This is a genomic window from Burkholderia perseverans (assembly GCF_022870505.1).
Classification (GTDB): Bacteria; Pseudomonadota; Gammaproteobacteria; order Burkholderiales; family Burkholderiaceae; genus Burkholderia; species Burkholderia plantarii.
This window is the reverse complement of sequence record NZ_CP045094.1, coordinates 1021059-1043875: the sequence shown is the minus strand read 5'-3', so window position 1 is coordinate 1043875 and position 22817 is coordinate 1021059. Positions and strand designations below refer to the sequence as shown.

21 protein-coding genes and 1 other RNA gene are annotated in these 22817 nt (G+C 66.8%); 5 read left to right on the top strand and 17 right to left on the bottom strand.

The features are described from left to right. Nucleotides 1-15: 15 nt before the first annotated feature. The 14 genes from rfaE1 to BpN12_RS19175 all read right to left on the bottom strand — a co-directional run bounded on the left by rfaE1 (nucleotide 16) and on the right by BpN12_RS19175 (nucleotide 15887). Nucleotides 16-996 (bottom strand): D-glycero-beta-D-manno-heptose-7-phosphate kinase, encoded by a 981-nt coding sequence (gene rfaE1, locus BpN12_RS19240; protein ID WP_246797073.1) that lies wholly within the window; start codon nucleotides 994-996, stop codon nucleotides 16-18. After that, nucleotides 965-2365, bottom strand: a complete 1401-nt coding sequence (locus BpN12_RS19235) for a UDP-glucose dehydrogenase family protein (protein WP_246797072.1) — start codon at nucleotides 2363-2365, stop codon at nucleotides 965-967. Before BpN12_RS19235 ends, rfaE1 begins: the two co-directional genes overlap by 32 nt. 72 nt (nucleotides 2366-2437) lie before the next feature. Next, entirely contained in the window at nucleotides 2438-3610 is a 1173-nt protein-coding gene (gene lapB / locus BpN12_RS19230; protein ID WP_246797071.1) for a lipopolysaccharide assembly protein LapB, read from the bottom strand. 51 nt (nucleotides 3611-3661) lie between these two features. Further along, nucleotides 3662-3955, bottom strand: a complete 294-nt coding sequence (locus tag BpN12_RS19225; RefSeq protein WP_042624165.1) for a lipopolysaccharide assembly protein LapA domain-containing protein — start codon at nucleotides 3953-3955, stop codon at nucleotides 3662-3664. Nucleotides 3956-4217: 262 nt separating this feature from the next. After that, nucleotides 4218-4544 carry an integration host factor subunit beta gene (locus BpN12_RS19220; protein ID WP_246797070.1) on the bottom strand — a complete coding sequence of 109 codons (327 nt, stop codon included), beginning with the start codon at nucleotides 4542-4544 and terminating at the stop codon, nucleotides 4218-4220. Nucleotides 4545-4566: 22 nt separating this feature from the next. Then, nucleotides 4567-6279 (bottom strand): 30S ribosomal protein S1, encoded by a 1713-nt coding sequence (rpsA, locus tag BpN12_RS19215; RefSeq protein WP_042626437.1) that lies wholly within the window; start codon nucleotides 6277-6279, stop codon nucleotides 4567-4569. A gap of 212 nt (nucleotides 6280-6491) precedes the next feature. After that, nucleotides 6492-7178 (bottom strand): (d)CMP kinase, encoded by a 687-nt coding sequence (cmk, locus tag BpN12_RS19210; protein ID WP_246797069.1) that lies wholly within the window; start codon nucleotides 7176-7178, stop codon nucleotides 6492-6494. Between the two features lie 13 nt (nucleotides 7179-7191). Next, on the bottom strand, nucleotides 7192-8493 hold the full coding sequence (gene aroA / locus BpN12_RS19205) for a 3-phosphoshikimate 1-carboxyvinyltransferase (protein ID WP_246797068.1): 1302 nt from the start codon (nucleotides 8491-8493) through the stop codon (nucleotides 7192-7194). Between the two features lie 10 nt (nucleotides 8494-8503). Beyond that, nucleotides 8504-9430: a prephenate dehydrogenase gene (locus tag BpN12_RS19200; RefSeq protein ID WP_246797067.1), complete on the bottom strand. Its 927-nt coding sequence runs from the start codon at nucleotides 9428-9430 to the stop codon at nucleotides 8504-8506. Nucleotides 9431-9532: 102 nt separating this feature from the next. After that, nucleotides 9533-10615 (bottom strand): prephenate dehydratase, encoded by a 1083-nt coding sequence (gene pheA / locus BpN12_RS19195; protein ID WP_246797066.1) that lies wholly within the window; start codon nucleotides 10613-10615, stop codon nucleotides 9533-9535. Nucleotides 10616-10649: 34 nt separating this feature from the next. Further along, complete coding sequence (gene serC, locus BpN12_RS19190) at nucleotides 10650-11732, bottom strand: 3-phosphoserine/phosphohydroxythreonine transaminase (protein ID WP_246797065.1); 1083 nt, start codon at nucleotides 11730-11732, stop codon at nucleotides 10650-10652. A 158-nt stretch (nucleotides 11733-11890) separates the two neighbouring features. Next, on the bottom strand, nucleotides 11891-12490 hold the full coding sequence (locus BpN12_RS19185) for a DUF2059 domain-containing protein (RefSeq protein ID WP_198252599.1): 600 nt from the start codon (nucleotides 12488-12490) through the stop codon (nucleotides 11891-11893). A 93-nt stretch (nucleotides 12491-12583) separates the two neighbouring features. Beyond that, on the bottom strand, nucleotides 12584-15193 hold the full coding sequence (gyrA, locus tag BpN12_RS19180; RefSeq protein ID WP_198249898.1) for a DNA gyrase subunit A: 2610 nt from the start codon (nucleotides 15191-15193) through the stop codon (nucleotides 12584-12586). Nucleotides 15194-15548: 355 nt separating this feature from the next. Beyond that, nucleotides 15549-15887, bottom strand: coding sequence for a hypothetical protein (locus BpN12_RS19175; protein WP_246798074.1), 339 nt, complete (start codon nucleotides 15885-15887; stop codon nucleotides 15549-15551). On the opposite strand from BpN12_RS19175, the gene ompA reads away from it, so the two are divergent. From ompA to ssrA, 4 genes are all read left to right on the top strand, one after another. Next, entirely contained in the window at nucleotides 15859-16515 is a 657-nt protein-coding gene (gene ompA, locus BpN12_RS19170; RefSeq protein ID WP_025100608.1) for an outer membrane protein OmpA, read from the top strand. The genes BpN12_RS19175 and ompA overlap by 29 nt on opposite strands. Nucleotides 16516-16675: 160 nt before the next feature. Then, nucleotides 16676-17374 (top strand): bifunctional 2-polyprenyl-6-hydroxyphenol methylase/3-demethylubiquinol 3-O-methyltransferase UbiG, encoded by a 699-nt coding sequence (gene ubiG / locus BpN12_RS19165; RefSeq protein WP_246797064.1) that lies wholly within the window; start codon nucleotides 16676-16678, stop codon nucleotides 17372-17374. Nucleotides 17375-17391: 17 nt separating this feature from the next. After that, nucleotides 17392-18105 carry a phosphoglycolate phosphatase gene (gene gph, locus BpN12_RS19160; protein WP_246797063.1) on the top strand — a complete coding sequence of 238 codons (714 nt, stop codon included), beginning with the start codon at nucleotides 17392-17394 and terminating at the stop codon, nucleotides 18103-18105. Between the two features lie 12 nt (nucleotides 18106-18117). Further along, nucleotides 18118-18487, top strand: a transfer-messenger RNA (tmRNA) gene (ssrA, locus tag BpN12_RS19155). 140 nt (nucleotides 18488-18627) lie between these two features. Here ssrA and BpN12_RS19150 read toward each other — a convergent pair. From BpN12_RS19150 to BpN12_RS19140, 3 genes are all read right to left on the bottom strand, one after another. Then, entirely contained in the window at nucleotides 18628-19245 is a 618-nt protein-coding gene (locus BpN12_RS19150) for a hypothetical protein (RefSeq protein WP_246797062.1), read from the bottom strand. 181 nt (nucleotides 19246-19426) lie between these two features. Further along, complete coding sequence (gene arfB, locus BpN12_RS19145; RefSeq protein WP_246797061.1) at nucleotides 19427-19831, bottom strand: alternative ribosome rescue aminoacyl-tRNA hydrolase ArfB; 405 nt, start codon at nucleotides 19829-19831, stop codon at nucleotides 19427-19429. Between the two features lie 354 nt (nucleotides 19832-20185). Then, nucleotides 20186-21154, bottom strand: coding sequence for a hypothetical protein (locus BpN12_RS19140; protein ID WP_246797060.1), 969 nt, complete (start codon nucleotides 21152-21154; stop codon nucleotides 20186-20188). A 303-nt stretch (nucleotides 21155-21457) separates the two neighbouring features. Here BpN12_RS19140 and BpN12_RS19135 point away from each other — a divergent pair, with 303 nt between their 5' ends. After that, the gene (locus BpN12_RS19135) at nucleotides 21458-22762 is read left to right on the top strand and encodes an amino acid permease (RefSeq protein WP_246797059.1); all 1305 of its coding nucleotides are present in this window, start codon (nucleotides 21458-21460) and stop codon (nucleotides 22760-22762) included. Nucleotides 22763-22817 lie beyond the last annotated feature (55 nt).

Sequence of the window (22817 nt, the reverse complement as noted above, 5' to 3'; positions counted from 1 at the left end):
GCGCCCGGGCGCCGCTCAATGGAACAGTTCGTCGTATTCGACGGTGGCCGTGCCGAGCTTGCCGACCACGATGCCGGCCGCGCGGTTCGCGAGCATCACGGCCTCGTCGAGCGACATCCCGGCGCCGAGCATCGTGGCCACGGTCGCGATCACGGTGTCGCCCGCGCCCGACACGTCGAACACCTCGCGCGCGAGCGCCGCCACGTTCAGCTCGCCCGCGTCGGAGAACAGCGTCATGCCCTCCTCCGAGCGCGTCAGCAGCAGCGCGTCGAGCGCAAGCTGCGCGCGCAGCTCGGCCACGCGCGCGCGCAGCTCGTCCTCGGAGCGCCACTGGCCGATCACCTCGCGCAGCTCGGCACGGTTCGGCGTGATCAGCGAGGCGCCGCGGTAGCGTGCCCAGTCGGCGCCCTTCGGATCGACCAGCACCGGCAGCCCGGCCGCGCGCGCGGTCGCGATCATGGTCGTGACGTGCGTGAGGCCGCCCTTCGCGTAATCGGACATCAGCACCACGCCATACGCGGGCAGCAGCGTCTCGAAGCGCGCCAGGCCGGCCAGCAGCACTTCGTGCTGCGGCGATGCCTCGAAGTCCACGCGCAGCAGCTGCTGCTGCTGCGCGAGCACGCGCAGCTTGATGGTGGTGGGCAGCAGCGCGTCGCGTTCGAGATGGGTCTCGACGCGGCTCTCGCCGAGCAGCTCGACGATGCGCTCGCCCGGCTCGTCGGTGCCGACCACGCAGAGCAGCCCCGCGTTCGCGCCGAGCGTCACGATGTTGCGCGCGACGTTCGCCGCGCCGCCGAGCCGCTCTTCCTGGCGCTGCACGTGGACGACCGGCACCGGCGCCTCGGGCGAGATGCGGTTGACGTTGCCGAACCAGTAACGGTCGAGCATCACGTCGCCGACCACCAGCACGCGCGAGGCCGCGAGGCGCTCGCGCGCGACCGATGCGGGCACGGCGGCCGCGGGCTCAGCCGCGCGCGGAGGATTGAGCGGCGACATGCGGGCGTCCGATGGCGTAGTAGTCGATGCCGAGTTCGGCCATCGCGTCGGGTTCGTAGAGATTGCGGCCGTCGAAGATCACCGGCGCGTTCAGCACCGACTTCAGATGCGTGAAGTCCGGGCTCTTGAATTCCTTCCATTCGGTGACGACGACGAGCGCGTCGGCGCCCGTCACCGCCTCCTCCTTGGTGGCGACGAACGCGAGGCCGGCGCCGGCCGCCGGCTGGTCGGCCAGGTCCAGCGCGAACACGCGGCGCGCCTCGTCGATCGCGACCGGATCGTAGGCGCGCACCGCGGCGCCGCGCGCGAGCAGCGAGGCGATCAGCGTGCGGCTCGGCGCCTCGCGCATGTCGTCGGTGTTCGGCTTGAACGCGAGGCCCCAGACCGCGAACGTGCGGCCCGACAGGTCGGCGCCGTAGCGCGCGTCGATCTTCGCGAGCAGCACGCTCTTCTGCGCGTGGTTGACGGCCTCGACCGCGTCGAGGATGCGCAGCGGCTGGCCGTTCTCGGCCGCGGTGCGGATCAGCGCCTGCACGTCCTTCGGGAAGCACGAGCCGCCGTAGCCGACGCCGGCATAGAGGAAGTGATAGCCGATGCGCGGATCGGAACCGATGCCGCGCCGCACCGCCTCGATGTCGGCGCCCACGCGCTCGGCCAGGTTCGACATCTCGTTCATGAACGAGATGCGCGTGGCCAGCATCGCGTTGGCCGCGTACTTGGTGAATTCGGCCGAACGCACGTCCATGTAGAGGGTGCGCTCGTGGTTGCGGTTGAACGGCGCGTAGAGCTTCTTCATCTTCTCGCGCGCGATCGCGCCGGCCGCGTCGTCGTCGACGCCGATGATGATCCGGTCGGGCCGCATGAAATCGTCGACGGCCGCGCCTTCCTTCAGGAACTCGGGGTTCGAGACCACCGAGAAGCGGTGCGCGTCGCTGTCGGCCAGGCCGCGCGCGGCAAGCGCCTCGGCCACCACGCCCAGCACGCGCTGCGCGGTGCCGACCGGCACCGTCGACTTGTCGACGATCACCTTGGTGCTCGTCATATAGCGGCCGATGTTGCGGGCCGCCTCGAGCACGTATTGCAAGTCCGCGGAACCATCCTCGTCGGGCGGCGTGCCGACCGCGATGAACTGGATCTCGCCGTGCGCGACGCCGGCCTCGACGTCGGTCGAAAACGTGATGCGTCCCGCCGCACGCGTGCGCGTGATGATCTCCTGAAGTCCCGGTTCGTGGATCGGAATCCCGCCGTTGTTGAGGATCTCGATCTTGCGCGGATCGACGTCGAGGCAGAACACGTCGTGACCGATTTCCGCAAGGCAGGCGCCGGTGACGAGACCGACGTAGCCGGTGCCGATGATGGTGATTTTCATAGGTTTCCCGGTGATTCGTTCCGGAGGTTAAGCATGATTCTGCGCCGTGTTCGTGACGAAGCGTCGTGGCGCCTAGTTCGGCACGCCGGCCTCGACGCGCCGCGGCGCGTAGGTCTCCCAGCCGCTGCAGCCCGGGCATTGCCAGTAGAACAGGCGGGCGCGGAAACCGCAGTCGTGGCAGGTGTAGCGCGGCAGGTTCTTGGTGCGCTGCTTCACCAGCGCGCGCATCATTTCCAGCTCGGCGCGGCGCGGCTCGTCGGCCGCCGCGATCTGCGCCTCGAGCAGGTGCAGCATGCCGGACAGGTTCGGCGCCTTCTGCATCTGGGTGCGCGCGAGCGCATGCGCCGACTCGGTGCCGCGCAGCTCGGAGACATACTGGAACACGATGTCGAGCAGGTCGTTCGACGGATAGCGGTCGGCGTAGCCGGTCAGCAGTTCGGCGCCTTCCGGACCGCGGCCGAGCGCGAGATACGACTTCATCAGCTTCTCGGCGACGAGCGGCAGATAGGCCGCGTTCTGCTGCTCGACGCGGCGCCAGTGCGCGATCGCCGCGTCATGGTCGCCGGCCGCCGCGGCCGCGTCGCCGGACAGGATGGTCGCGCGCACGTTCTGCGGATTCACCGCGAGCGCATCGCGCAGCTGGGCCGCGGCCGCCTCGGCGTTGTTCTTCGCGAGCGCGTCCTGCGCCAGCTCGCAATGGAACTGGGCGATCTCGGTGGCGAGCGGGCCGCCGTCCATCGCCTCGATCTTGCGTGCCGTCACGATCGACTTGTTCCAGTCCTTCTCGATCCCGTAGATCGTCAGCAGCGCGCGCTGCGCGCCAAGCGCGTAGTCGCCGTCGGCGAGCAGGTGGAACGACTCCTCGGCGCGGTCGAGCAGGCCGGCCTTGAGGAAATCCTGGCCGAGTTCGTAGAGCGCATGGTCGCGCTCGTTGACCGGCAGGTCGTCGCGGTTCAGCAGATTCTGATGCACGCGGATCGCGCGATCGGTTTCGCCGCGCCGGCGGAACAGGTTGCCGAGCGCGAAGTGCAGCTCGACCGTTTCGGGGTCGAGCTTGGCGACCTCGATGAACGCGTCGATCGCCTTGTCCGGCTGCTCGTTGAGCAGGAAATTGAGGCCGCGGAAATACGAACGCGGCAGGGTCGCGCTTTCGGACAGCAGCTTGTTGAGGTCGTAGCGTGCCGCCACCCATCCGCATGCGAACGCGACGGGTATGGCCAGCAGCCACCAGAAATCCAGATCCATGCGTGATATCGAAGCAAGGTCGGGGCCGCCTGCGAGGCGGCCCGACGAACGTTAAATGACGGGCGGCATCGGCGGTTGATCGATCACCACCGGGGTTTCGCGCGCCGAGCGCAGGTCGCGCTTGAGGCGCCCGTTCTCGAGGCGCATCCGCAGCACGGCGGGCAGCGCGGACAGCAGGCCGGCGAGCAGCCCGACGCCGAAGAACGCGAGGCCGATCAGGATCAGCGGCGCCTGCCAGTTGTAGCCGGCGAGGAAGTTCAGCGTCGCGGGTTGCGTATTGGCGAGCGCCAGTACGAGCAGCAGGACGAACACCAGTACCCGGATCAGCCAGACGACGAATTTCATTGAACCCTCCTGTCGAACTTGTTGCACGGCCGAGGTTTCCCGTTCGCCGCGCTTGAAGTGCCCGTATTGTAAAGGATGCGTTTCACGATCCGTGCAACCGATCGCAGCCGGTGCCGCTGCAATCGTTGCAGCCGCTCAAGGCCGGCGCGGCGCGACCACCCTGCTCCGCTCGCGCGGCATCGACCGCGCGCGCAATAAAAAAGCGCCCGCTAGGGGCGCTTTTCACAGCCGTGCCGGCAGGCAGGCTTCGGGCGGCGGACGCTTACTGATCGTCGTCGCCGCCGCTGTCGTGCTTCAACGGTTCGCCGGCGCGGCCATCGACGCGTTCGCGCAACTCCTTGCCGGGCTTGAAGTGCGGTACGTACTTCTCGGGTACCTGCACCTTCTCGCCCGATTTCGGGTTGCGGCCCACGCGGGCCGGACGGCGGTTGAGACCGAAGCTTCCGAAGCCGCGGATCTCGATGCGATGCCCCTTGGACAACGCTTCCGACATCGCATCGAGCATCGTTTTCACCGCGAAATCCGCATCCTTGAGGACAAGTTGCGGAAATCGCGTTGCCAACTGGGCGACCAACTCGGATTTGGTCATACTTCAGCAGACCTCGCGAGGCTTACTGGTTCTGGCCGTCGAGCTTTGCCTTCAGCAGCGCGCCGAGGTTCGTCGTGCCGCTGGCAGCCGAGCTGTTGTCCGACTGCAGGCCACGGATCGCCTCTTGCTGCTCGGCCGAATCCTTTGCCTTGATCGACAGGTTGATGCCGCGCGACTTGCGATCGATGTTGATCACCATCGCGTTGACCTTGTCGCCTTCCTTCAGCACGTTGCGAGCGTCTTCGACGCGATCCTGCGAGATTTCCGACGCGCGCAGGTAGCCTTCGACATCGCCCGTCAGCGTGACGACGGCGCCCTTCGCATCGACCGTCTTCACGACGCCGTCGACGATCGAGCCCTTGTCGTTCATCGCGACGTAGTTGCTGAACGGATCGCCTTCGAGCTGCTTGATGCCCAGCGAGATGCGTTCCTTCTCGACGTCGATGCCGAGCACGATGGCCTCGACTTCGTCGCCCTTCTTGTACTTGCGAACGGCTTCCTCGCCCGACTCGCTCCACGACAGGTCCGACAGGTGGACCAGGCCGTCGATGCCGCCCGGCAGACCGATGAACACGCCGAAGTCGGTGATCGACTTGATCGCGCCCGTGATCTTGTCGCCCTTCTTGAAGTTGCGGCTGAAGTCATCCCACGGATTCGGCTTGCACTGCTTCATGCCGAGGCTGATACGGCGGCGGTCTTCGTCGATCTCGAGGACCATGACTTCGACTTCGTCGCCGAGCTGCACGACCTTCGACGGGGCAACGTTCTTGTTGGTCCAGTCCATTTCCGACACGTGGACCAGGCCTTCGATGCCCGATTCCACTTCGACGAACGCGCCGTAGTCGGTGATGTTGGTGACCTTCCCGAACAGGCGCGTGCCCGACGGGTAACGGCGCGAGATGCCTTCCCACGGATCGTCGCCGAGCTGCTTGATGCCGAGCGAGACGCGGTTCTTTTCCTGGTCGAACTTGAGGATCTTCGCGGTGACTTCCTGGCCAACCGAGAGGACTTCGCTCGGGTGACGCACGCGACGCCATGCGATGTCGGTGATGTGCAGCAGGCCGTCGATGCCGCCGAGGTCCACGAACGCGCCGTAGTCGGTGATGTTCTTGACCACGCCGTTGACGATCGCGCCTTCCTTCAGCGTCTCGAGCAGCTTCGCGCGCTCTTCGCCCTGGGTCGCTTCGATGACGGCACGGCGCGACAGCACGACGTTGTTGCGCTTGCGGTCGAGCTTGATGACGCGGAACTCGAGCGTCTTGCCTTCGTACGGGGTCGTGTCCTTGACCGGACGCGTATCGACGAGCGAACCCGGCAGGAACGCGCGGATGCCGTTGACCATCACGGTCATGCCGCCCTTCACCTTGCCCGTGATCGTGCCGGTGACGAGTTCGTTGTTGTCGAGTGCCTTTTCCAGCGACAGCCACGAAGCCAGACGCTTCGCCTTGTCGCGCGACAGGATCGTGTCGCCATAGCCGTTTTCCAGCGCGTCGATCGCGACGGAAACGAAATCGCCCGACTGAACCTCAACCTCGCCCTGATCGTTCAGGAATTCCTCGATGGGAATGTAGGCCTCGGACTTCAGGCCCGCGTTGACGACCACGAAGTTGTGGTCGACACGCACGACTTCGGCGGAGATCACTTCGCCGGCGCGCATGTCTTGGCGGGTCAGCGACTCTTCGAACAGAGCCGCAAAGGATTCGGTATTCGGGGTGGAGGTTTGCAGGTCGGACATAAAAATCGGATTGTGCATGGAGCCGCGCCATGCTCGAGCCATCGGGCCGAGCTTGCCGGTGCGAACGCCACACGGGGTTAAGGGTTGAAACACGCTTCGAGACCGGCCCATGCCGATCGCCCGAAGCACCTACCGCGACTGCTGATTACTGCCTGCTGCGTGGCTGCCAGGTGTTGCTTTACTGCCACTTCGGTGCGCGACGGCTGGCGCCGTCAGGCGGATGGCGCGGACTCCCGGTACCACGCCTGCACCTGCTCGACCGCTTGTTCGATCGACAGGCCGGACGTGTCCAGCAGCTTCGCATCCGCCGCGGGCTTGAGCGGCGCGGCCGCGCGGTTGCTGTCTCGCGCGTCCCGCTCACGCAAATCCCGGAGCAAGTCATCAATATTAGCAGAAAAACCTTTTTGCATCAATTGCTTATGCCGCCGGGCCGCGCGGGCCTCGACACTGGCCGTCAGGAACACCTTCAGGTCCGCGTCGGGAAAGATCACGGTGCCCATGTCGCGACCGTCCGCGACCAGGCCCGGGGTCTTGCGGAAGGCCCGCTGGCGCGCCACCAGCGCGGTGCGCACGCCCGCGTGGACGGCGATCGCCGAGGCGCGGTTGCCCACCGCCTCGGCGCGGATCTGGTCCGAGACGTCCACGCCGTCGAGCTGCGCGCAGCCCTCGCGGAACGTGATGTGGAGATCGTCGACCAGCTTCGCCAGCCCCGCCTCGTCGTCGGGCTCGATCCCGTAGCGCACGCTCGCGAGCGCCGCGAGCCGATACAGCGCGCCGCTGTCGAGCAGGTGAAAGCCGAGGTGTGCCGCCACGAGCGCGGCGACCGTGCCCTTGCCGGACGCGGTCGGACCGTCGATCGTGATGACGGGGGTCGGGTGGAATGGTCGAGTCGATTTCATCGGAACAAACGGGTCAGCGCTGCGCGAGCGCGGTAAAACGGTCGAAATAATCGGGGAAGGTCTTGGCGACGCACTTCGGATCGTTGATCCGCACCGGCACGCCGCCGAGGCTCACGAGCGAGAAGCACATCGCCATGCGGTGATCGTCGTAGGTGTCGATCGCGGCGTTCGGCACGAGCTTCGCGGGCGGCGTGACGACGAGATAGTCGGCGCCCTCCTCGACGGTCGCGCCGACCTTGCGCAGCTCGGCGGCCATCGCGGCGATCCGGTCGGTTTCCTTGACGCGCCAGCTCGCGATGTTGCGCAGCGTGCTGGTGCCCTCGGCGAACAGCGCGGCCACCGCGATCGTCATCGCCGCGTCGGGGATCAGGTTGAAGTCCATGTCGATCGGCTCGAGCTTGCCGTGGTCGTGGCCGATGCCGCGTACCTCGATCCAGTCGTCGCCCATCGAGACGTTCGCGCCCATCTGCATCAGCGCGTTGGCGAAGCCGACGTCGCCCTGGATGCTGGCGCGGCCCACGCCCTCGATGCGCAGCGGGCCGCCGCCGAGCGCGCCGGCCGCGAGGAAATACGACGCCGAGGACGCGTCGCCCTCCACCATGATCGTGCCCGGCGACTGGTAGCGCGCCGCCGGCACGCTGAAGCGCTGCCAGCCGTCGCGCTCGACCGTCACGCCGAAGCGCGCCATCAGCTTGATCGTGATCTCGATGTAGGGCTTCGAGATCAGTTCGCCGTCGATCTCGACCACGCTCGCGCCGCCCTTCCTGCCGACCAGCGGCAGCGTCATCAGCAGCGCGGTCAGGAACTGGCTCGACACATCGCCGCGCACGCGGATCGGCGCATCGACGGCAATCGTGCCGGCCCGGATCCGCAGCGGCGGATAGCCGTCGTTCTGCTCGTAGTCGATCACGGCGCCGATCTGGCGCAGGCCGTCGACGAGGTCGCCGATCGGCCGCTCATGCATGCGCGGCACGCCGTGGACGCGGTAGTCGCCGCCGTTGACGGCCAGCGCGGCCGTGAGCGGGCGCACCGCGGTGCCGGCGTTGCCGAGGAACAGGTCGGCCGTCTTCGCCGGGAACGCGCCGCGTGTGCCGTTCACGACGCAGGTGTCGGCATGGCGTTCGAGCCGCACGCCGAGCGCTTCGAGCGCGGCCAGCATCACGCGCGTGTCGTCGGAGTCGAGCAGATTGGTGATCGTCGTCACGCCCTCGGACAGCGCGGCAAGCAGCAGCACGCGATTCGAGATGCTCTTGGACCCGGGTAGACGCACCGTGCCCGACGCATGGGAGTAGGGACCGACATCGAGGAATTCCATAAAGATCCTGTTATGACTGAACGGAACCGGGCGCGGCTTTCCCGCCGCGCTCCTGCCAGGCCGTGCGCGCGGCGCGCGAACGGGTGAAGACTGCCTCGAGCGCGGCGGCGTCGCCCGCCTCGATTGCCGCGCGCAAGCGCGCGAGCACCTGGGTGTAGGCGTCGAGCTCGTCGAGCAGCGCCTCGCGGTTCGCCACACAGACGTCGCGCCACATTTCCGGGCTCGACGCGGCGATCCGCGTGAAATCGCGGAAACCGCCCGCCGCGAACGAAAATTTCAGCTCCGCATCGGCTTCGCCGAGGATCTGCTCGACGAGCGCGAACGACAGCACGTGCGGCAGATGGCTGACCGCGGCGAACACGCGGTCGTGCTGGGCGGGCTTCATCTCGCGCACCACCGCGCCGGTGGCGCGCCACATCGCCGCGATGCGCTCGACCGAGGCCGGCGCATTCTCGGGCAGCGCGCAGAGCACTACATTGCGGCCGACGTAGAGATCGGGCAGCGCGGCCTCGACGCCGCTCGCCTCGCGGCCCGCGATCGGATGGGCCGGTACGAACTGCGCGATGCGCTCGCCGAGCGCCGCGCGCGCGGCCGCGACCACGTCGGACTTGGTGCTGCCCGCGTCGGTCACGATCGTCGCCGCGTCGAGCAGCGGCGCGATCCGTTCGAGCAGCGGCCCGGTCTGCGCGACCGGCACGGCGAGCAGCACCAGGTCGGCCCCCGCCAGCGCCTCGCGCAGTTGCGCGTCGTCATCGAGCGCGGCGATCGCATCGACCACGCCGAGTTCACGCGCGCGCTCGACCGAGGCCGGCGAACGCCCGACGCCGATCACGCGGCCGGCCTGCGCGGTGTCGCGTTCGCGCAGCGCGCGCGCGAGCGAGCCGCCGATCAGGCCGACGCCGAAAATCACCAGTTTGTTGAACGAGAAATCAGACACGGCAGCCGCCTGTTAGCCGGGTCGGGCGCGCGGCAACGGCCCGCGCCCGACACGATGGAACCACTCGCCGCCGGCACCGGGCCGGCGGATCGTCGACAAGCCTCAACGGGCGCGTGGATACGAACCGAGAATCTTCAGGAACGCGGCCTTCGCGCCGAGCTCCGCGAGCGCCGCCGCGACCTGCGCTTCGTCGCGATGCCCTTCGATGTCGATATAGAAGTAATACTCCCAGGTGCCCACGCGCGCCGGGCGCGATTCGAAACGCGTCATCGACACACCGTGCCGCGCGAGCGGTTCGAGCAGCTTGAACACCGCGCCCGGCTCGTTCTTCACCGAGACGATCAGCGAGGTCTGGTCGTGGCCGCTCGCGCCGGTCGGCGCCTTGCCGATCACGACGAAGCGCGTGCGGTTGTGCGGATCGTCCTGGATCATCGCGTGGGCCACCTGCAGCCCGTAGTGGGTGGCCGCGCGGTCGCCCGCGATCGCCGCGACGCTCGCGTCGTCGGCCGCGAGCCGCGCCGCCTCGGCGTTGCTCGCCACCGCCTGCCGTTCGAGCTGCGGCGCGTTGGCCGACAGCCAGCGCTGGCACTGCGCGAGCGCCTGCGGATGCGCGCAGACGCGCGTCACGCCCTCGAGCGAACCCGAGTGCGTCAGCAGGTTGTGGTGAATCGGCAGCGACAGCTCGCCGCCGATCAGCAGTTGCGTATGCAGCAGCAGGTCGAGCGTGCGCGACACCGCGCCTTCCGACGAGTTCTCGACCGGCACGATGCCGAACTCGGACGCGCCGGCCTCGACGCCGCGAAACACCTCGTCGATCGACGGGCACGGCAGCCCCTCGATCGACTGGCCGAAATACTCGAACATCGCCTGTTCGCTGTAGGTGCCGACCGGTCCCAGGAACGAGACGTGGATCGTCTTCTCGAGCGCACGGCTCGCGGCCATGATCTCGCGCCAGATGGCGTTGATGTGCCCGCTGACGAGCGGGCCGTCGCTCATCGCCTGCAGCCGCGCGATCACCTGCTGCTCGCGCTCGGGCCGGAACACCGGCGCGTTGAATTCCTTCTTGACTTCGCCGACCTCGAGCGCGATCGCCGCACGCTGGTTCAGCAGCGCGATCAGCTGCGCATCGATCGCGTCGATGCGCTCGCGCAGCGGTTTGAGTCGGGAATTGAGTTCGTCGTCCATGCTGGTTTGCCGTGCTTTGATGAGCGCGCCGCCGTCAGGCCTGCGCGCGCTCGAATTCCTTCATGTACTCGACGAGCGCCTTCACGCCCGCGAGCGGCACCGCGTTGTAGATCGACGCCCGCATGCCGCCGACGGACTTGTGGCCCTTCAGCTGCAGCAGCCCGCGCGCTTTCGCACCGGCAAGGAAGTCTTCGTTGCGCGTTTCGTCGGCCAGGAAGAACGGCACGTTCATGCGCGAACGCGATGCCTTCTCGACCTTGTTGATATAGAAGCTGCTCGAATCGATCGCGTCGTAGAGCAGCGTCGCCTTCTCGGCGTTGCGCGCCTCGATCGCGGTCAGGCCGCCCTGCGCCTTCAGCCACTTGAACACAAGGCCGGCGATGTAGATCGCGTAGGTGGGCGGCGTGTTGTACATCGAATTGTTCGCGGCGACCGTCTTCCACTCGAACGCGGACGGGCAGATCGGCAGCGCCCGGTCGAGCAGGTCCTCGCGCACCACCACCAGCGTCACGCCCGCCATCCCGATGTTCTTCTGCGCGCCGCCGAACAGCGCGCCGTATTTGGTGACGTCGATCGGACGCGACAGGATGTGCGAGGAGACATCGGCCACGAGCGGCAGGTCGCCGGTATCGGGAACATCGAACGCCTCGACGCCGTCGATCGTCTCGTTGGTGCAGAGATGCACGTAGGCCGGATCGGCCGACAGTTGCCATTCGGAGAACGCCGGCACGCGCGTGTAGCCGTCCTCGGTGCGCCCGCTCGCGGCCAGATGCGGCGTGCAGTATTTCTGCGCTTCCTTGAACGACTTCTGCGACCACGAGCCCGTTACGACGAAATCGGTGGTCCGGCGCGTGCCGAGCAGGTTCATCGGCACGATCGCGTTCTCGGCGATCCCGCCGCCCTGCAGGAACAGCACGCGGTAGTTGTCCGGCACCGCCATCAGTTCGCGCAGGTCGGCCAGGGCGGTTTCGTGGATCGAGGTGAACTCGCGGCCGCGGTGGCTCATCTCCATCACGCTCATGCCGCTGCCGTTCCAGTCGAGCATCTCGTCGGCCGCCTGGCGCAGCACGTCCTCGGGCAACGCCGCGGGCCCCGCGGAGAAATTAAACACGCGCATCGTAGAACCTCGGGAGGGACGCGACCGCGCCGGAACGAACCGGGTGCCGCGCCAAAAAAGAAATGGCCGCCTGCGCTTGCGCGCAAACGGCCATTATCGCACTGACGTCCCCGCCCCGCCAAACCGGCGGACTGCACCGGCGCGGGGCAGACGCGTGCTTACTTGCCGGGCTTGATGGCCGCGACTTCCTTGTCGGCCTGGGCGCGGGTCGCCTGGATCGCTTGCGGCATGTACTTCTGCATCAGGCCGTTCACGACGTCGCGACCGACCTGATCCTGCACCTGGATGAACTTGCGGCCCGTCGGGCTCTTGTAGAACGTCGTCAGATCCTTGATCTCCGACGTGCTGTAGTACTTCGCGTAGGCGTCGTACTGAGCCTGCATCGCGTCGTTCTTGAAGCCTTGCGTGTCGAACACCTTGCCCGAACCGTCAACCAGCTTCTGCACCGCGTTCTTCTGCAGCGTCGGCACGGCCGCCTGCTTCTGTGCGTCGGTCAGCGTCTTGTTTTCCGACAGCGCGTCCGACAGGATCGCCGGGACCAGCTGCTTCGACTGCATTTCCGCGCTGTTCGCGATCGCGCCGACCAGCTTCGGTGCGTCGATGGCGTTCAGCAGGTCGGTGATCGCCGCCTTCTTGTCCGCATCGATCGGCGCCGCAGCGGCCGAAGCAGCCGGTGCCTGATTCGACAGCGACTGCGCCAGCGCGAAAGTCGGCACGATGGCTGCCAGCAGCACCAGTTGCTTGAATTGTTTTTGCATCATCACTCCCTCATGGAAATATGAACGATTGTTGCACCGTCGGGCGCGACCGCTTCAGCGGTTCCCGCCCGACGGCCGGCAGCCGCCGCCCGGTCAGGCGTCGCCGCCCTCCGGTACGTCGTCGGCGTCGACATCGCTGTCCGCGTCCGCCTCCGCGATCTGCTGCAGGCCCGAAAGCCTGGTGCCCTCATCGAGACTGATGAGTGTAACACCTTGCGTTGCGCGGCTCATTTGGCGGATCTCCGACACGCGCGTGCGGATCAGCACGCCTGCCGTCGTGATCAACATGATCTGATCCTCCGGATCGACCAGCGTCGCGGCCACCACGCGGCCGTTGCGCTCCGAGGTCTGGATCGCGATCATGCCCTTCGTGCCGCGCCCGTGGCGCGTGTACTCCGTGATCGGCGTGCGCTTGCCGTAGCCGTTCTCGGTCGCGGTCAGCACCGACTGCTCCTCGCCGCCCGCCACCAGCATCGCGATCACCTGTTGACCATCCTCGAGCTGCATGCCGCGCACGCCGCGCGCCTCGCGGCCCATCGGACGCACGTCGTTCTCGTCGAAGCGCACCGCCTTGCCCGAATCGGAGAACAGCATCACGTCGTGCTCGCCGTCGGTGATCGAGGCGCCGATCAGGAAATCGCCGTCGTCGAGGCCGACCGCGATGATGCCCTTCTTCATCGGGCGGCTGAACGCCTCGAGCGGCGTCTTCTTCACGGTGCCGAGCGAGGTCGCCATGAAGATGTACTTGTCGGCCGAGAACTCGCGCACCGGCAGCACGACGTTGATCTTCTCGCCTTCCTGCAGCGGGAACATGTTGACGATCGGCCGGCCGCGCGAGTTGCGCGAGCCCTGCGGCACCTCGTAGACCTTGACCCAGTAGACGCGGCCGCGATTCGAGAAGCACAGGATGTAGTCGTGCGTGTTGGCGATGAAGAGCGTCTCGATCCAGTCGTCTTCCTTCATCTGCGTGGCCTGCTTGCCGCGCCCGCCACGCTTCTGCGCGCGGTATTCGGACAGCGGCTGCGACTTGACGTAACCGGCGTGCGACATGGTCACGACCATGTCCTGCGGCGTGATCAGGTCCTCGGTGTTCAGCTCGGTCGCGTTCAGCTCGATCTTCGAGCGGCGCGCGTCGCCGAACTCGGCCTTCACCGCGGTCAGCTCCTCGGTGATGATGGTCGTGATCCGCTCCGGGCGCGCGAGGATGTCGAGCAGGTCGGCGATCTGCGCCATCACCTCGCGATACTCGCCGATGATCTTGTCCTGCTCGAGGCCGGTCAGGCGCTGCAGACGCATCTGCAGGATTTCCTGGGCCTGCGTCTCGGACAGGTTGTACTCGCCGTTCGCCTGCATCCCGAACGCCGGGTTCAGGCCTTCCGGGCGGTACGCCTCGCGGCCGCCCGCCGACGCGTTCTCGGTCTCGGCGCGCGTGAGCATCTCGCGCACCAGCGACGAATCCCACGACTTCGCCATCAGCGCCTGACGCGCGATCGGCGGCGTCGGCGCGGCCTTGATCAGTTCGATGAACTCGTCGATGTTGGCGAGCGCGACGGCCAGGCCTTCGAGCACGTGGCCGCGCTCGCGCGCCTTGCGCAGTTCGTAGATCGTGCGCCGCGTCAGCACCTCGCGCCGGTGCGCGAGGAAGCAGACCAGCATCTCCTTCAGGTTCAGCAGCTTCGGCTGGCCGTCGACGAGCGCGACCATGTTCATGCCGAACGTGTCCTGCAGCTGCGTGGACTTGTAGAGGTTGTTCAGCACGACCTCGGGCACCTCGCCGCGCTTCAGCTCGATCACGACGCGCATGCCGCTCTTGTCGGACTCGTCGCGGATGTCGGAGATGCCTTCGAGCTTCTTCTCGTTGACGAGCTCGGCGATCCGCTCGAGCAGCGAGCGCTTGTTCACCTGGTACGGCAGCTCGTCGACGATGATCGCCATGCGCTGGCCGCGATCGATTTCCTCGAAGTGGGTGGTCGCGCGCATCACGACGCGGCCGCGGCCGGTGCGATAGCCGTCGCGCACGCCGGCCACGCCGTAGATGATGCCGGCCGTCGGGAAATCGGGGGCCGGGATGATCTCGATCAGCTCGTCGACCGTCGCTTCCGGATTTGCGAGCAGATGGTGACAGGCGTCGACGACTTCCGACAGGTTGTGCGGCGGGATGTTGGTCGCCATCCCGACCGCGATGCCCGACGAGCCGTTGATCAGCAGGTTCGGGATCCGCGCCGGGAGGATCGTCGGCTCGTTCTCGCTGCCGTCGTAGTTCGGCCCGAAATCGACGGTTTCCTTGTCGATGTCGGCCAGCAGCTCGTGGCCGATCTTCGCCATGCGGATTTCGGTGTAGCGCATCGCGGCGGCATTGTCGCCGTCGACCGAACCGAAGTTGCCCTGACCGTCGACCAGCATGTAGCGCAGCGAGAAGTCCTGCGCCATCCGCACGATCGTGTCGTAGACCGCGCTGTCGCCGTGCGGGTGGTACTTACCGATCACGTCGCCGACGATACGCGCCGACTTCTTGTAGGCCCGGTTCCAGTCGTTGTTCAGTTCGTGCATCGCGAACAGCACGCGCCGATGCACGGGCTTCAGGCCGTCGCGGACATCCGGGAGGGCACGTCCGACGATCACGCTCATCGCGTAATCGAGATACGAACGGCGCATTTCCTCCTCTAGGGAGATGGGCAGGGTCTCTTTGGCGAATTGATCCATGTATCCGTGTCGTTTCGGAGCGAAGACGGGACCGCCTTTCGCGTGAACGCCGTGGTCACGACGCAACGTGCGATTCTATCATGCGGCAAAACCGCGCCGAAGCCGTTGGCCCCCTCTATATGTATATAGCGAAAATTGGCCGCAGGGCCGGCACCAGCGTCCAGGGTCGGCTCCGGCGGGTGGCCCGGGCGGACGGCACGTGGCGCGCCGGTCCGGAATCGATCTGGAATCCCCCCGGGATCGACACGGCACTGGCCACCCTTCGGCGCCCTCTTCATCCGTCCTCGTCCATCGACACACGGTTGCCATCCTTGCCGTCGATCATCGATGGTTTGCCCACGCGCACCCCCGCCGTCTAGCGCGCGATTGTGTCGGAACCGTGTACGACGAGCAGGATTTTCTTGACATTCTCTAAAACATCCTGCAGGCGATTGTTGCACTGGAACCACAATCGCTGCGGCGTTCTTGGGGTGGGGAGGATTTTTTTTCGTGGCAAGGGAACGATATGGCAAAATGCCGAAGCACTGAAATTCAGCCGCTGCTCTGCCGGAGCGGTGCCGCGTTTTTTGTGCCGCACCAATGTTATACTCCGAGCAATGTATGACTTGTCATCGTCATCAGGCTCGCAGTAAACCTGCGGTAATCTCAATTTCGAGAGGAGAAATATGAATAAATTTTCAAAGCTCGCGTTCATTGCAGCTACCGCAGTTGTGGCTGCATCCGCCTCGGCTCAGTCGGTGCCGGCGTCGCGACAAGCCGTGAATGACAACTGGGTGAATGGCACGGGCGAATACGTGTGGATGAACGGCACGAACGAGCTTTGCTGGCGCGATGCGTTCTGGACGCCGGCAACGGCCAACGCCAAGTGCGACGGCGCGCTGGTCGCGCAAGCACCGGCTCCGACGCCGGTCGCTCCGGTCGCCCCGCCGGCGATCACGAGCCAGAAGATCACGTATCAGGCCGACGCGCTGTTCGACTTCGACAAGGCGACGCTCAAGCCGCTGGGCAAGCAGAAGCTGGACGAGCTGGCGGCCAAGATCCAGGGCATGAACGTCGAAGTCGTGGTCGCGACCGGCTACACCGACCGCATCGGCTCGGACAAGTACAACGACCGTCTGTCGCTGCGCCGTGCGCAAGCCGTCAAGTCGTACCTGGTCAGCAAGGGCGTCGAGTCGAGCAAGGTCTACACGGAAGGCAAGGGCAAGCGCAATCCGGTCACGACGGGCTGCAACCAGAAGAACCGCAAGCAACTCATCTCCTGCCTCGCACCGGATCGCCGCGTGGAAGTGGAAGTGGTTGGCACGCAGCAAGTGCAGAAGTAAATGGGTCGGCAGTAACCTCTCGGGTTACCGCAGCCTTGAAGCCCCGCCTCGGCGGGGCTTTTTCATTTCGGCGCCCTGCCACCGACCGCCCGGTGGCAGCCGATCCCGCCCGCTTATATACTCGGGGCTCGCTCCACCTTCGCGTTTTCCGCTTGCCGACATGACCAACGCCGACCCGCACGAACTACAGAAATTCAGCGATCTCGCCCACAAGTGGTGGGATCCGAACGCCGAGTTCAAGCCGCTGCACGACCTGAATCCGGTCCGTCTCGGCTGGATCGACGCGCATGCGCACCTGCCCGGCAAGCGCGTGCTCGACATCGGCTGCGGCGGCGGCATCCTGTCCGAGTCGATGGCGGCCCTCGGCGCCCAGGTCAAGGGCATCGACCTGTCGACCGAGGCGCTCGGCGTGGCCGACCTGCACAGCCTGGAAAGCGGCGTGACGGTCGACTACGAGGCGATCGCGGCCGAGGCGATCGCCGCGCGCGAGCCGGGCAGCTACGACGTCGTCACCTGCATGGAGATGCTCGAGCACGTGCCGTCGCCGGCCAACATCGTGGCCGCCTGCTCGACGCTCGTGAAGCCGGGCGGCTGGGTGTTCTTCTCGACGCTGAACCGCAACGTGAAGGCGTATCTGCTCGCCGTGATCGGCGCCGAGTACGTCGCGCAACTGCTGCCGAAGGGCACTCACGACTACGCGCGCTTCATTCGCCCGTCCGAGCTCGCCGGCTTCATCCGCGCGACCGACCTGCACGTCGCGGAGATCCGCGGCATCACCTACCACCCGCTGACGAAGCACTTCGCGCTGTCGAACGACACCGACGTGAACTATCTCGTCGCCTGCCGCCGCCACGCCTGATCCGGATCGCCGCCCGCATGTCCACCTCCCCTGCTCTGCTCGCCGCCGTCGCGGCGCCGTCCCTCGCCGCCTGCGACGCGGTGCTGTTCGACCTCGACGGTACGCTCGCCGACACGGCCCCCGACCTGGCCGGCGCCGTTCACAAGATGCAGCGTGAGCGCGGCCTGCCGGAAACGCCGCTCGACGCGCTGCGGCCGCTCGCCTCGGCCGGCGCGCGCGGGCTGCTCGGCGGCGGCTTCGGCATCGCGCCGGGCGCGCCCGAATACGAAGCGATGCGCGTGGAATTCCTCGCCAACTACGCCGCCGCGATCTGCGTGAAGACGACGCTGTTTCCGGGGATCGCCGAGCTGCTCGACGCGCTCGACGCGCGCGGCGTGCGCTGGGGGATCGTCACGAACAAGGCGACGCGGCTGACCGAACCGCTCGTCGCGCTGCTCGGCCTCACGCCGCGTGCGGCCAGCGTCGTCTGCGGCGACACCACCGCGCATTCGAAGCCGCACCCGGCGCCGCTGCTGCACGCGGCCGACCAGATGGGCATCGCGCCGCAGCGCATCGTCTATGTCGGCGACGATCTGCGCGACATCCAGGCAGGCACCGCCGCCGGCATGGCGACGATCGCCGCCGCCTACGGCTACTGCGGCGACGGCGCACCGCCCGAAACGTGGCAGGCCCAGCACTTCGCCGCGACCACGGATGCATTGCACGAGCTTTTGCGCAATGTTGCGCTATAATGTCAGGTCCGTGGGGGCGACCTGGTTTCGACAGGGGTTGCGAAGCGGCTAGGGCATGTCGAGGACCCGTCACCTCGTTAATCAATGGGAAAAACGTAACTGCAAACGACGATACGTTCGCACTGGCAGCCTAACGGCCGCCGTCCTCTGCCTAGTTCACTGACGGGCTAGTGTCGCAAGACCGGTAGCAATACCGCCAGAGGTCATATACGTCAGTTAAGCCCTGCCGGCGCCGCGACGGCAGGGTCGAAAACCTAGCGGATCGCCGTCCCGCAGCGTGTTCGTCCGCGACGTGGCGGTTAAATCAAAAGACAGGACTAAACATGTAGAACTGGTCGTGGACCGCTTCTGGACGCGGGTTCGATTCCCGCCGTCTCCACCACCCGACACCCGAGGCTGTACCGGCATCAACAGGAAACCCGCGACGGCGCAAGGCCTCGCGGGTTTTTTGTTGTCGGCGTCGCGAACGCCGCGTCGTCGAACGCGGAGGGCAGGACTACCGCCCGGCCTGCGCGGCTGCCATCACTTCGCGCAATTCGTCTCGTCGCGATTCACGATCTTCAGCATCGCGCGATCCGAGATCATCGCCGAGAAGCGATGCTGCCTGGTGTCGCGATTCAGCGTGACGAGCAGTTCGCCCCTGCGATAGATGTCGAGCTGCTCGTCGGCCGCGAGCGGGCGCCCGAGCAGGCCCGCATAGTCGGCGTCCGCCACGCGCACGAAGCCTTCGGCGCGCAGGCGCTTGGCCGCCCGCTCACGCGCGTCATCGGCATCGGCCAGGAAATACAGCAGCGCGCCGTTGTCCAGCAGGCTCTTCACCTGCGAATCCTGCTTCCCGAACAGCACCACGCCGATCGCCTCGTTGTCGAAGATGCGGCAGCTCGGGCCGGAACGCGACATCTGCAGATAGCTGCCGTAGTGAGGCGTGCAAACGCTCTTGTTCGCGGGATTGGCGTCCTCGAAATCGTGCGGCATCGCGCGGACCTCCGTCATGACCTCGCCGACGTTGTGCGTCGGCGTGAAGCGATCGAGACCGGGGCACGCCTGCGAGGCGGCGAGCGAGAAATCGTAGCCGGCCGCCGAGGCGCCCTGCATGGCGCAGCCGAGCAATACCGCGAGGATCCACTTGTCGAGTTTCATCTGGCCTGTGCCGGGCTGACGCGAGAGGGGGCGTATTGTCACGGATTGGCGGCCGTCTGTCGATCGGCCGATCTCGTCCCGCCGGCACCGGCGACCTGCGGCAACACGCATGGCGGTCGCATCAAAGAATGGCCGGTGACCGCACGGACTTCACAAGATGCCGCCGGCGCGCGCTCCGGCGTCATTCGCCAACCTTCCCCCTGCCCGCCTTGATCGCCCCGCGCCGGTTCTTCGCGTCGAGCCGGCGCTCCTTCGAGGCGCGCGTCGGGCGCGTCGCCACGCGCGCGCGCCGCACCACGGCGACGCTCGCGATCAGCGCGTCGAGCCGCGCCAGCGCGGCCACGCGGTTCTGCTCCTGGGTCCGGTATTCCTGCGACTTGAGCACGACGACGCCCTCGCGCGTGATCCGCTGGTCCGACAGCGCGAGCAGGCGCTCCTTGAGCAGGTCAGGCAAGGACGACGCGCGAATGTCGAAGCGCAGGTGAATCGCGCTCGACACCTTGTTGACGTTCTGGCCGCCCGCGCCCTGCGCGCGCATCGCCGACAGCTCGACCTCGGCCGGATCCAGCGTGTAGCGGATCATCACGCGGCCCCGCCGCGCGCCGCGGTCGTGGTGCCTTTCTCGTACATGGGAATTTCCTCGTGGTCGTGCCGCCCCGGGGCGACCGTCCGGAAGATCCGGCGACCAAGATATGACGCGTGCGACAGGCGCGGGCCGGGTTCGGCGCACGCAACTTTACACCATCGCCGGAGCCCGATTCCGGCCTCGACGCGCGTCGCGCGCCGCGCACGAGGACGAGGCGCCCCCTCCGGCGCCCGACGATGCCCGATGGCCGAAAAAGCAAAACCCCGCCGGGTTCGCCGCGCGGGGTGGCTGGTGGCCGACGGCCGGTGCGAACGCCACCGGCCGCGTGCGGCCCGCGGTGGCGGTCGACAACGCTTACGCGTCCGACAGCACGATATTCGCCGTCTTGCTCGGATCGCCGGCCAGGCCCATCGAGGCCGCGTCGTCGGTCGAGTACTGATAGGCGTGGATCGCGTCGCCGTCGCCGGCCGTGCGGCCATCCGACATCGTGACCGTCATGTTGGTCGCCTGGCCGCCGAAATCCTTGTTGCCGTCGACCTTGCTGATGTCGGGGTTGCCCGCGCCCGACGCCTGGCCGTTGTCGGCGCCGCCGTCCTCGTACAGCACCTCGTCCGGATGCGTGTTGCCGCTCGCGTCCGACGGCGAGATCCGCACCCCGATGTCACCCGAACCGGCCGTGAACGAACCGGTCTGACCCGGCTCCAGCGTAATCGTCCCCTTGTTCTGCCCCTGCACCGAGTACGTGAACGACTGCTCGCGGTTCGTGTTGTTGGTCACGTTGAACGTCTTGTCGTCGCCGGTACCGGTGTTCACGACCTTGACCGAATTGGGGCTGACGCCGTTCGTGGCGGCGGCCTGCGCCACCCCGCCCGCGTTGTTGCTGAGGCCGGCGGCGCCCGACGATGGGGCCGACGACGCGGACGGGTCGGTCGTCGTGGCCGGCGTGGTCGCGCCCGCGGGCGACGCGGCAGCCAGCGTCGAGGCGTCCGGCGTCGCGCCTGCGGGGGATCCCGCGGCGGGCGATCCCGCGGCGGGCGACCCCGCGGCGGGCGTGCCGGCACCGGCGCCCGCCGGTTGCGCGGCGAGCTGCGGGAACCCGCCGCCCATGCCGCCACCACCGCCACCACCGCCACCACCGCCACCGGCGCCGGACGGGCCGCCGCCGACCTTGTTGTTGTCGTCGGAACTCATCTGGGCCAGCAGCTGATGAATCGCGTTCTCGATCTGCTGCAGCAACTGGATCAACTGGCTCTGGGCCGAATTGGCGGCGCCGAGCGTATCGATACCATCGCTGCCGTTCACGTTGCCGATCGCAAGGGACATGTCAAACCCCGATGAAAGTGAGAGCACGAAAAGCGTAAGGGGGCCGCGCATCAGTGTCCGGCGCGGGCGGAAACGATGTACGCCAATGCGAAGCGCGCGGCCCAAATCGTTGCGCCGCACGCAGAAAAAAGACACCGCGATGACTGCCGCACGCTATCGCGAAATAGTCGAACAATTACCCTGATTGATGTCAATCACCGCGTCAATCGCCTGCCGGTCCCGCCCTTTAACTTGTCTATACAAGCTTTATAGTGAAGCGCGTCCTTCACTTTCATGGAGCGGAAAATGGGAAATGCACAGGTCATGTCGACCAAAAAGATGGGGCTCGTCGCGCTGACGCTCGTCACCGCCTCGAACATGATGGGCTCCGGGGTGTTCCTCCTCCCCACCAACCTCGCCAACGTCGGCTACATCTCGGTGTGGGGGTGGGCGCTGACGATCGTCGGGGTCATGGCGCTGGCGCTGGTGTTCGCCAAGACCAACCTGGTCCAGCAGCGCGCGGGCGGCATCGTGGCCTACGCCGGCGACGCGTTCGGGCCGTTCATCGGCTTCCAGTCCACGTTCTGCTACTGGATCAGCGCCTGGGTCGGCAACGTCGCGCTGCTGGTGGCCGGCGTCGGCTACCTGAGCTACTTCTTTCCTCAGATGAAGAACCCGATGGTCGGCAGCGTGACGGCCATCGTGATTCTGTGGGCCTTCATCGGCCTGTCGTGTTTCGGCGCCAGGGTGGCCGGGCGGGCGCAGTCGTTCACCGCCACCTGCATGCTGATCGTCGTGCTCGGCATCGGGCTCGGCGGCTGGGGCTGGTTCAACCCCCACACCTTCACGGAGGTCTACAACGGCACGCCCCACGGCAGCGGCACGGCGATCATCACGGCGGCCTCGATCGCGCTCTGGGGGTTTCTCGGCGTCGAATCCGCCGTGGTGTCGACCGGCCAGGTCGAACGCCCCGAGTACACGGTGCCACGCGCCACCGTCATCGGCCTGCTGATCGCGGCGGTCTGCTACGTGGCGAGCTGCACGGTCATCATGGGCATCGTCCCGCATGAAGTGCTGATCAAGTCGGCCGCGCCGTTCGCCGATTCGGCACGCTACATGTTCGGTCCACGCGCCGGTGAAATCGTCTCCGCGCTCAGCATCATCGCCTGCCTCGGTTCGATTTCGGGCTGGCTGATCCTGCAGAGCGAATCGGCCCGCTCGGGTGCCGAACGGGGCCTGTTCCCACGCTTCTTCGCCGACACCAACCGCAACGACGTGACGGTCAAGGGGCTCGTCGTCACCGGCGTGCTGATGTCGGGCGTGCTGCTGCTGACGGCCTCCCCCGATCTGGCCGCGCAGTTCCAGGTGATCATCCTGATGTCGGTGTTCGCCTCGCTGCTGCCCTACATGTACGCGGTGGTGGCACTGCCCATCATCATGGCCTCGAAGAAGATGAACATCGGCCCGACCTTCAAGCTCTACGCCGTGCTGGCCCTGATCGGCGTGGTCTACAGCATCTTCGCGCTGCTCGGCTCGGGCTCCCAGTCGATCTTCTGGGGCACCGCGCTGATCATGGTGACGATCCCGCTCTACTCGCTCGTGGTCCGCAACAAGGCCGCCCGCGCCTGACGCGTCACAGGCGGGCAAACCGGCCCGCATCCGGATTCACTTTTTAAGGAATGCC

Excerpts from the sequence above, each read along its gene's own strand:
- rfaE1 (WP_246797073.1), bottom strand. The coding sequence starts at position 996 with ATGTCGCCGCTCAATCCTCCGCGCGCGGCTGAGCCCGCGGCCGCCGTG.
- BpN12_RS19235 (WP_246797072.1), bottom strand. The coding sequence starts at position 2,365 with ATGAAAATCACCATCATCGGCACCGGCTACGTCGGTCTCGTCACCGGC.
- lapB (WP_246797071.1), bottom strand. The coding sequence starts at position 3,610 with ATGGATCTGGATTTCTGGTGGCTGCTGGCCATACCCGTCGCGTTCGCA.
- BpN12_RS19225 (WP_042624165.1), bottom strand. The coding sequence starts at position 3,955 with ATGAAATTCGTCGTCTGGCTGATCCGGGTACTGGTGTTCGTCCTGCTG.
- BpN12_RS19220 (WP_246797070.1), bottom strand. The coding sequence starts at position 4,544 with ATGACCAAATCCGAGTTGGTCGCCCAGTTGGCAACGCGATTTCCGCAA.
- rpsA (WP_042626437.1), bottom strand. The coding sequence starts at position 6,279 with ATGTCCGACCTGCAAACCTCCACCCCGAATACCGAATCCTTTGCGGCT.
- cmk (WP_246797069.1), bottom strand. The coding sequence starts at position 7,178 with ATGAAATCGACTCGACCATTCCACCCGACCCCCGTCATCACGATCGAC.
- aroA (WP_246797068.1), bottom strand. The coding sequence starts at position 8,493 with ATGGAATTCCTCGATGTCGGTCCCTACTCCCATGCGTCGGGCACGGTG.
- pheA (WP_246797066.1), bottom strand. The coding sequence starts at position 10,615 with ATGGACGACGAACTCAATTCCCGACTCAAACCGCTGCGCGAGCGCATC.
- serC (WP_246797065.1), bottom strand. The coding sequence starts at position 11,732 with ATGCGCGTGTTTAATTTCTCCGCGGGGCCCGCGGCGTTGCCCGAGGAC.
- BpN12_RS19185 (WP_198252599.1), bottom strand. The coding sequence starts at position 12,490 with ATGCAAAAACAATTCAAGCAACTGGTGCTGCTGGCAGCCATCGTGCCG.
- gyrA (WP_198249898.1), bottom strand. The coding sequence starts at position 15,193 with ATGGATCAATTCGCCAAAGAGACCCTGCCCATCTCCCTAGAGGAGGAA.
- ompA (WP_025100608.1), top strand. The coding sequence starts at position 15,859 with ATGAATAAATTTTCAAAGCTCGCGTTCATTGCAGCTACCGCAGTTGTG.
- BpN12_RS19175 (WP_246798074.1), bottom strand. The coding sequence starts at position 15,887 with ATGAACGCGAGCTTTGAAAATTTATTCATATTTCTCCTCTCGAAATTG.
- ubiG (WP_246797064.1), top strand. The coding sequence starts at position 16,676 with ATGACCAACGCCGACCCGCACGAACTACAGAAATTCAGCGATCTCGCC.
- gph (WP_246797063.1), top strand. The coding sequence starts at position 17,392 with ATGTCCACCTCCCCTGCTCTGCTCGCCGCCGTCGCGGCGCCGTCCCTC.
- BpN12_RS19150 (WP_246797062.1), bottom strand. The coding sequence starts at position 19,245 with ATGAAACTCGACAAGTGGATCCTCGCGGTATTGCTCGGCTGCGCCATG.
- BpN12_RS19140 (WP_246797060.1), bottom strand. The coding sequence starts at position 21,154 with ATGTCCCTTGCGATCGGCAACGTGAACGGCAGCGATGGTATCGATACG.
- BpN12_RS19135 (WP_246797059.1), top strand. The coding sequence starts at position 21,458 with ATGTCGACCAAAAAGATGGGGCTCGTCGCGCTGACGCTCGTCACCGCC.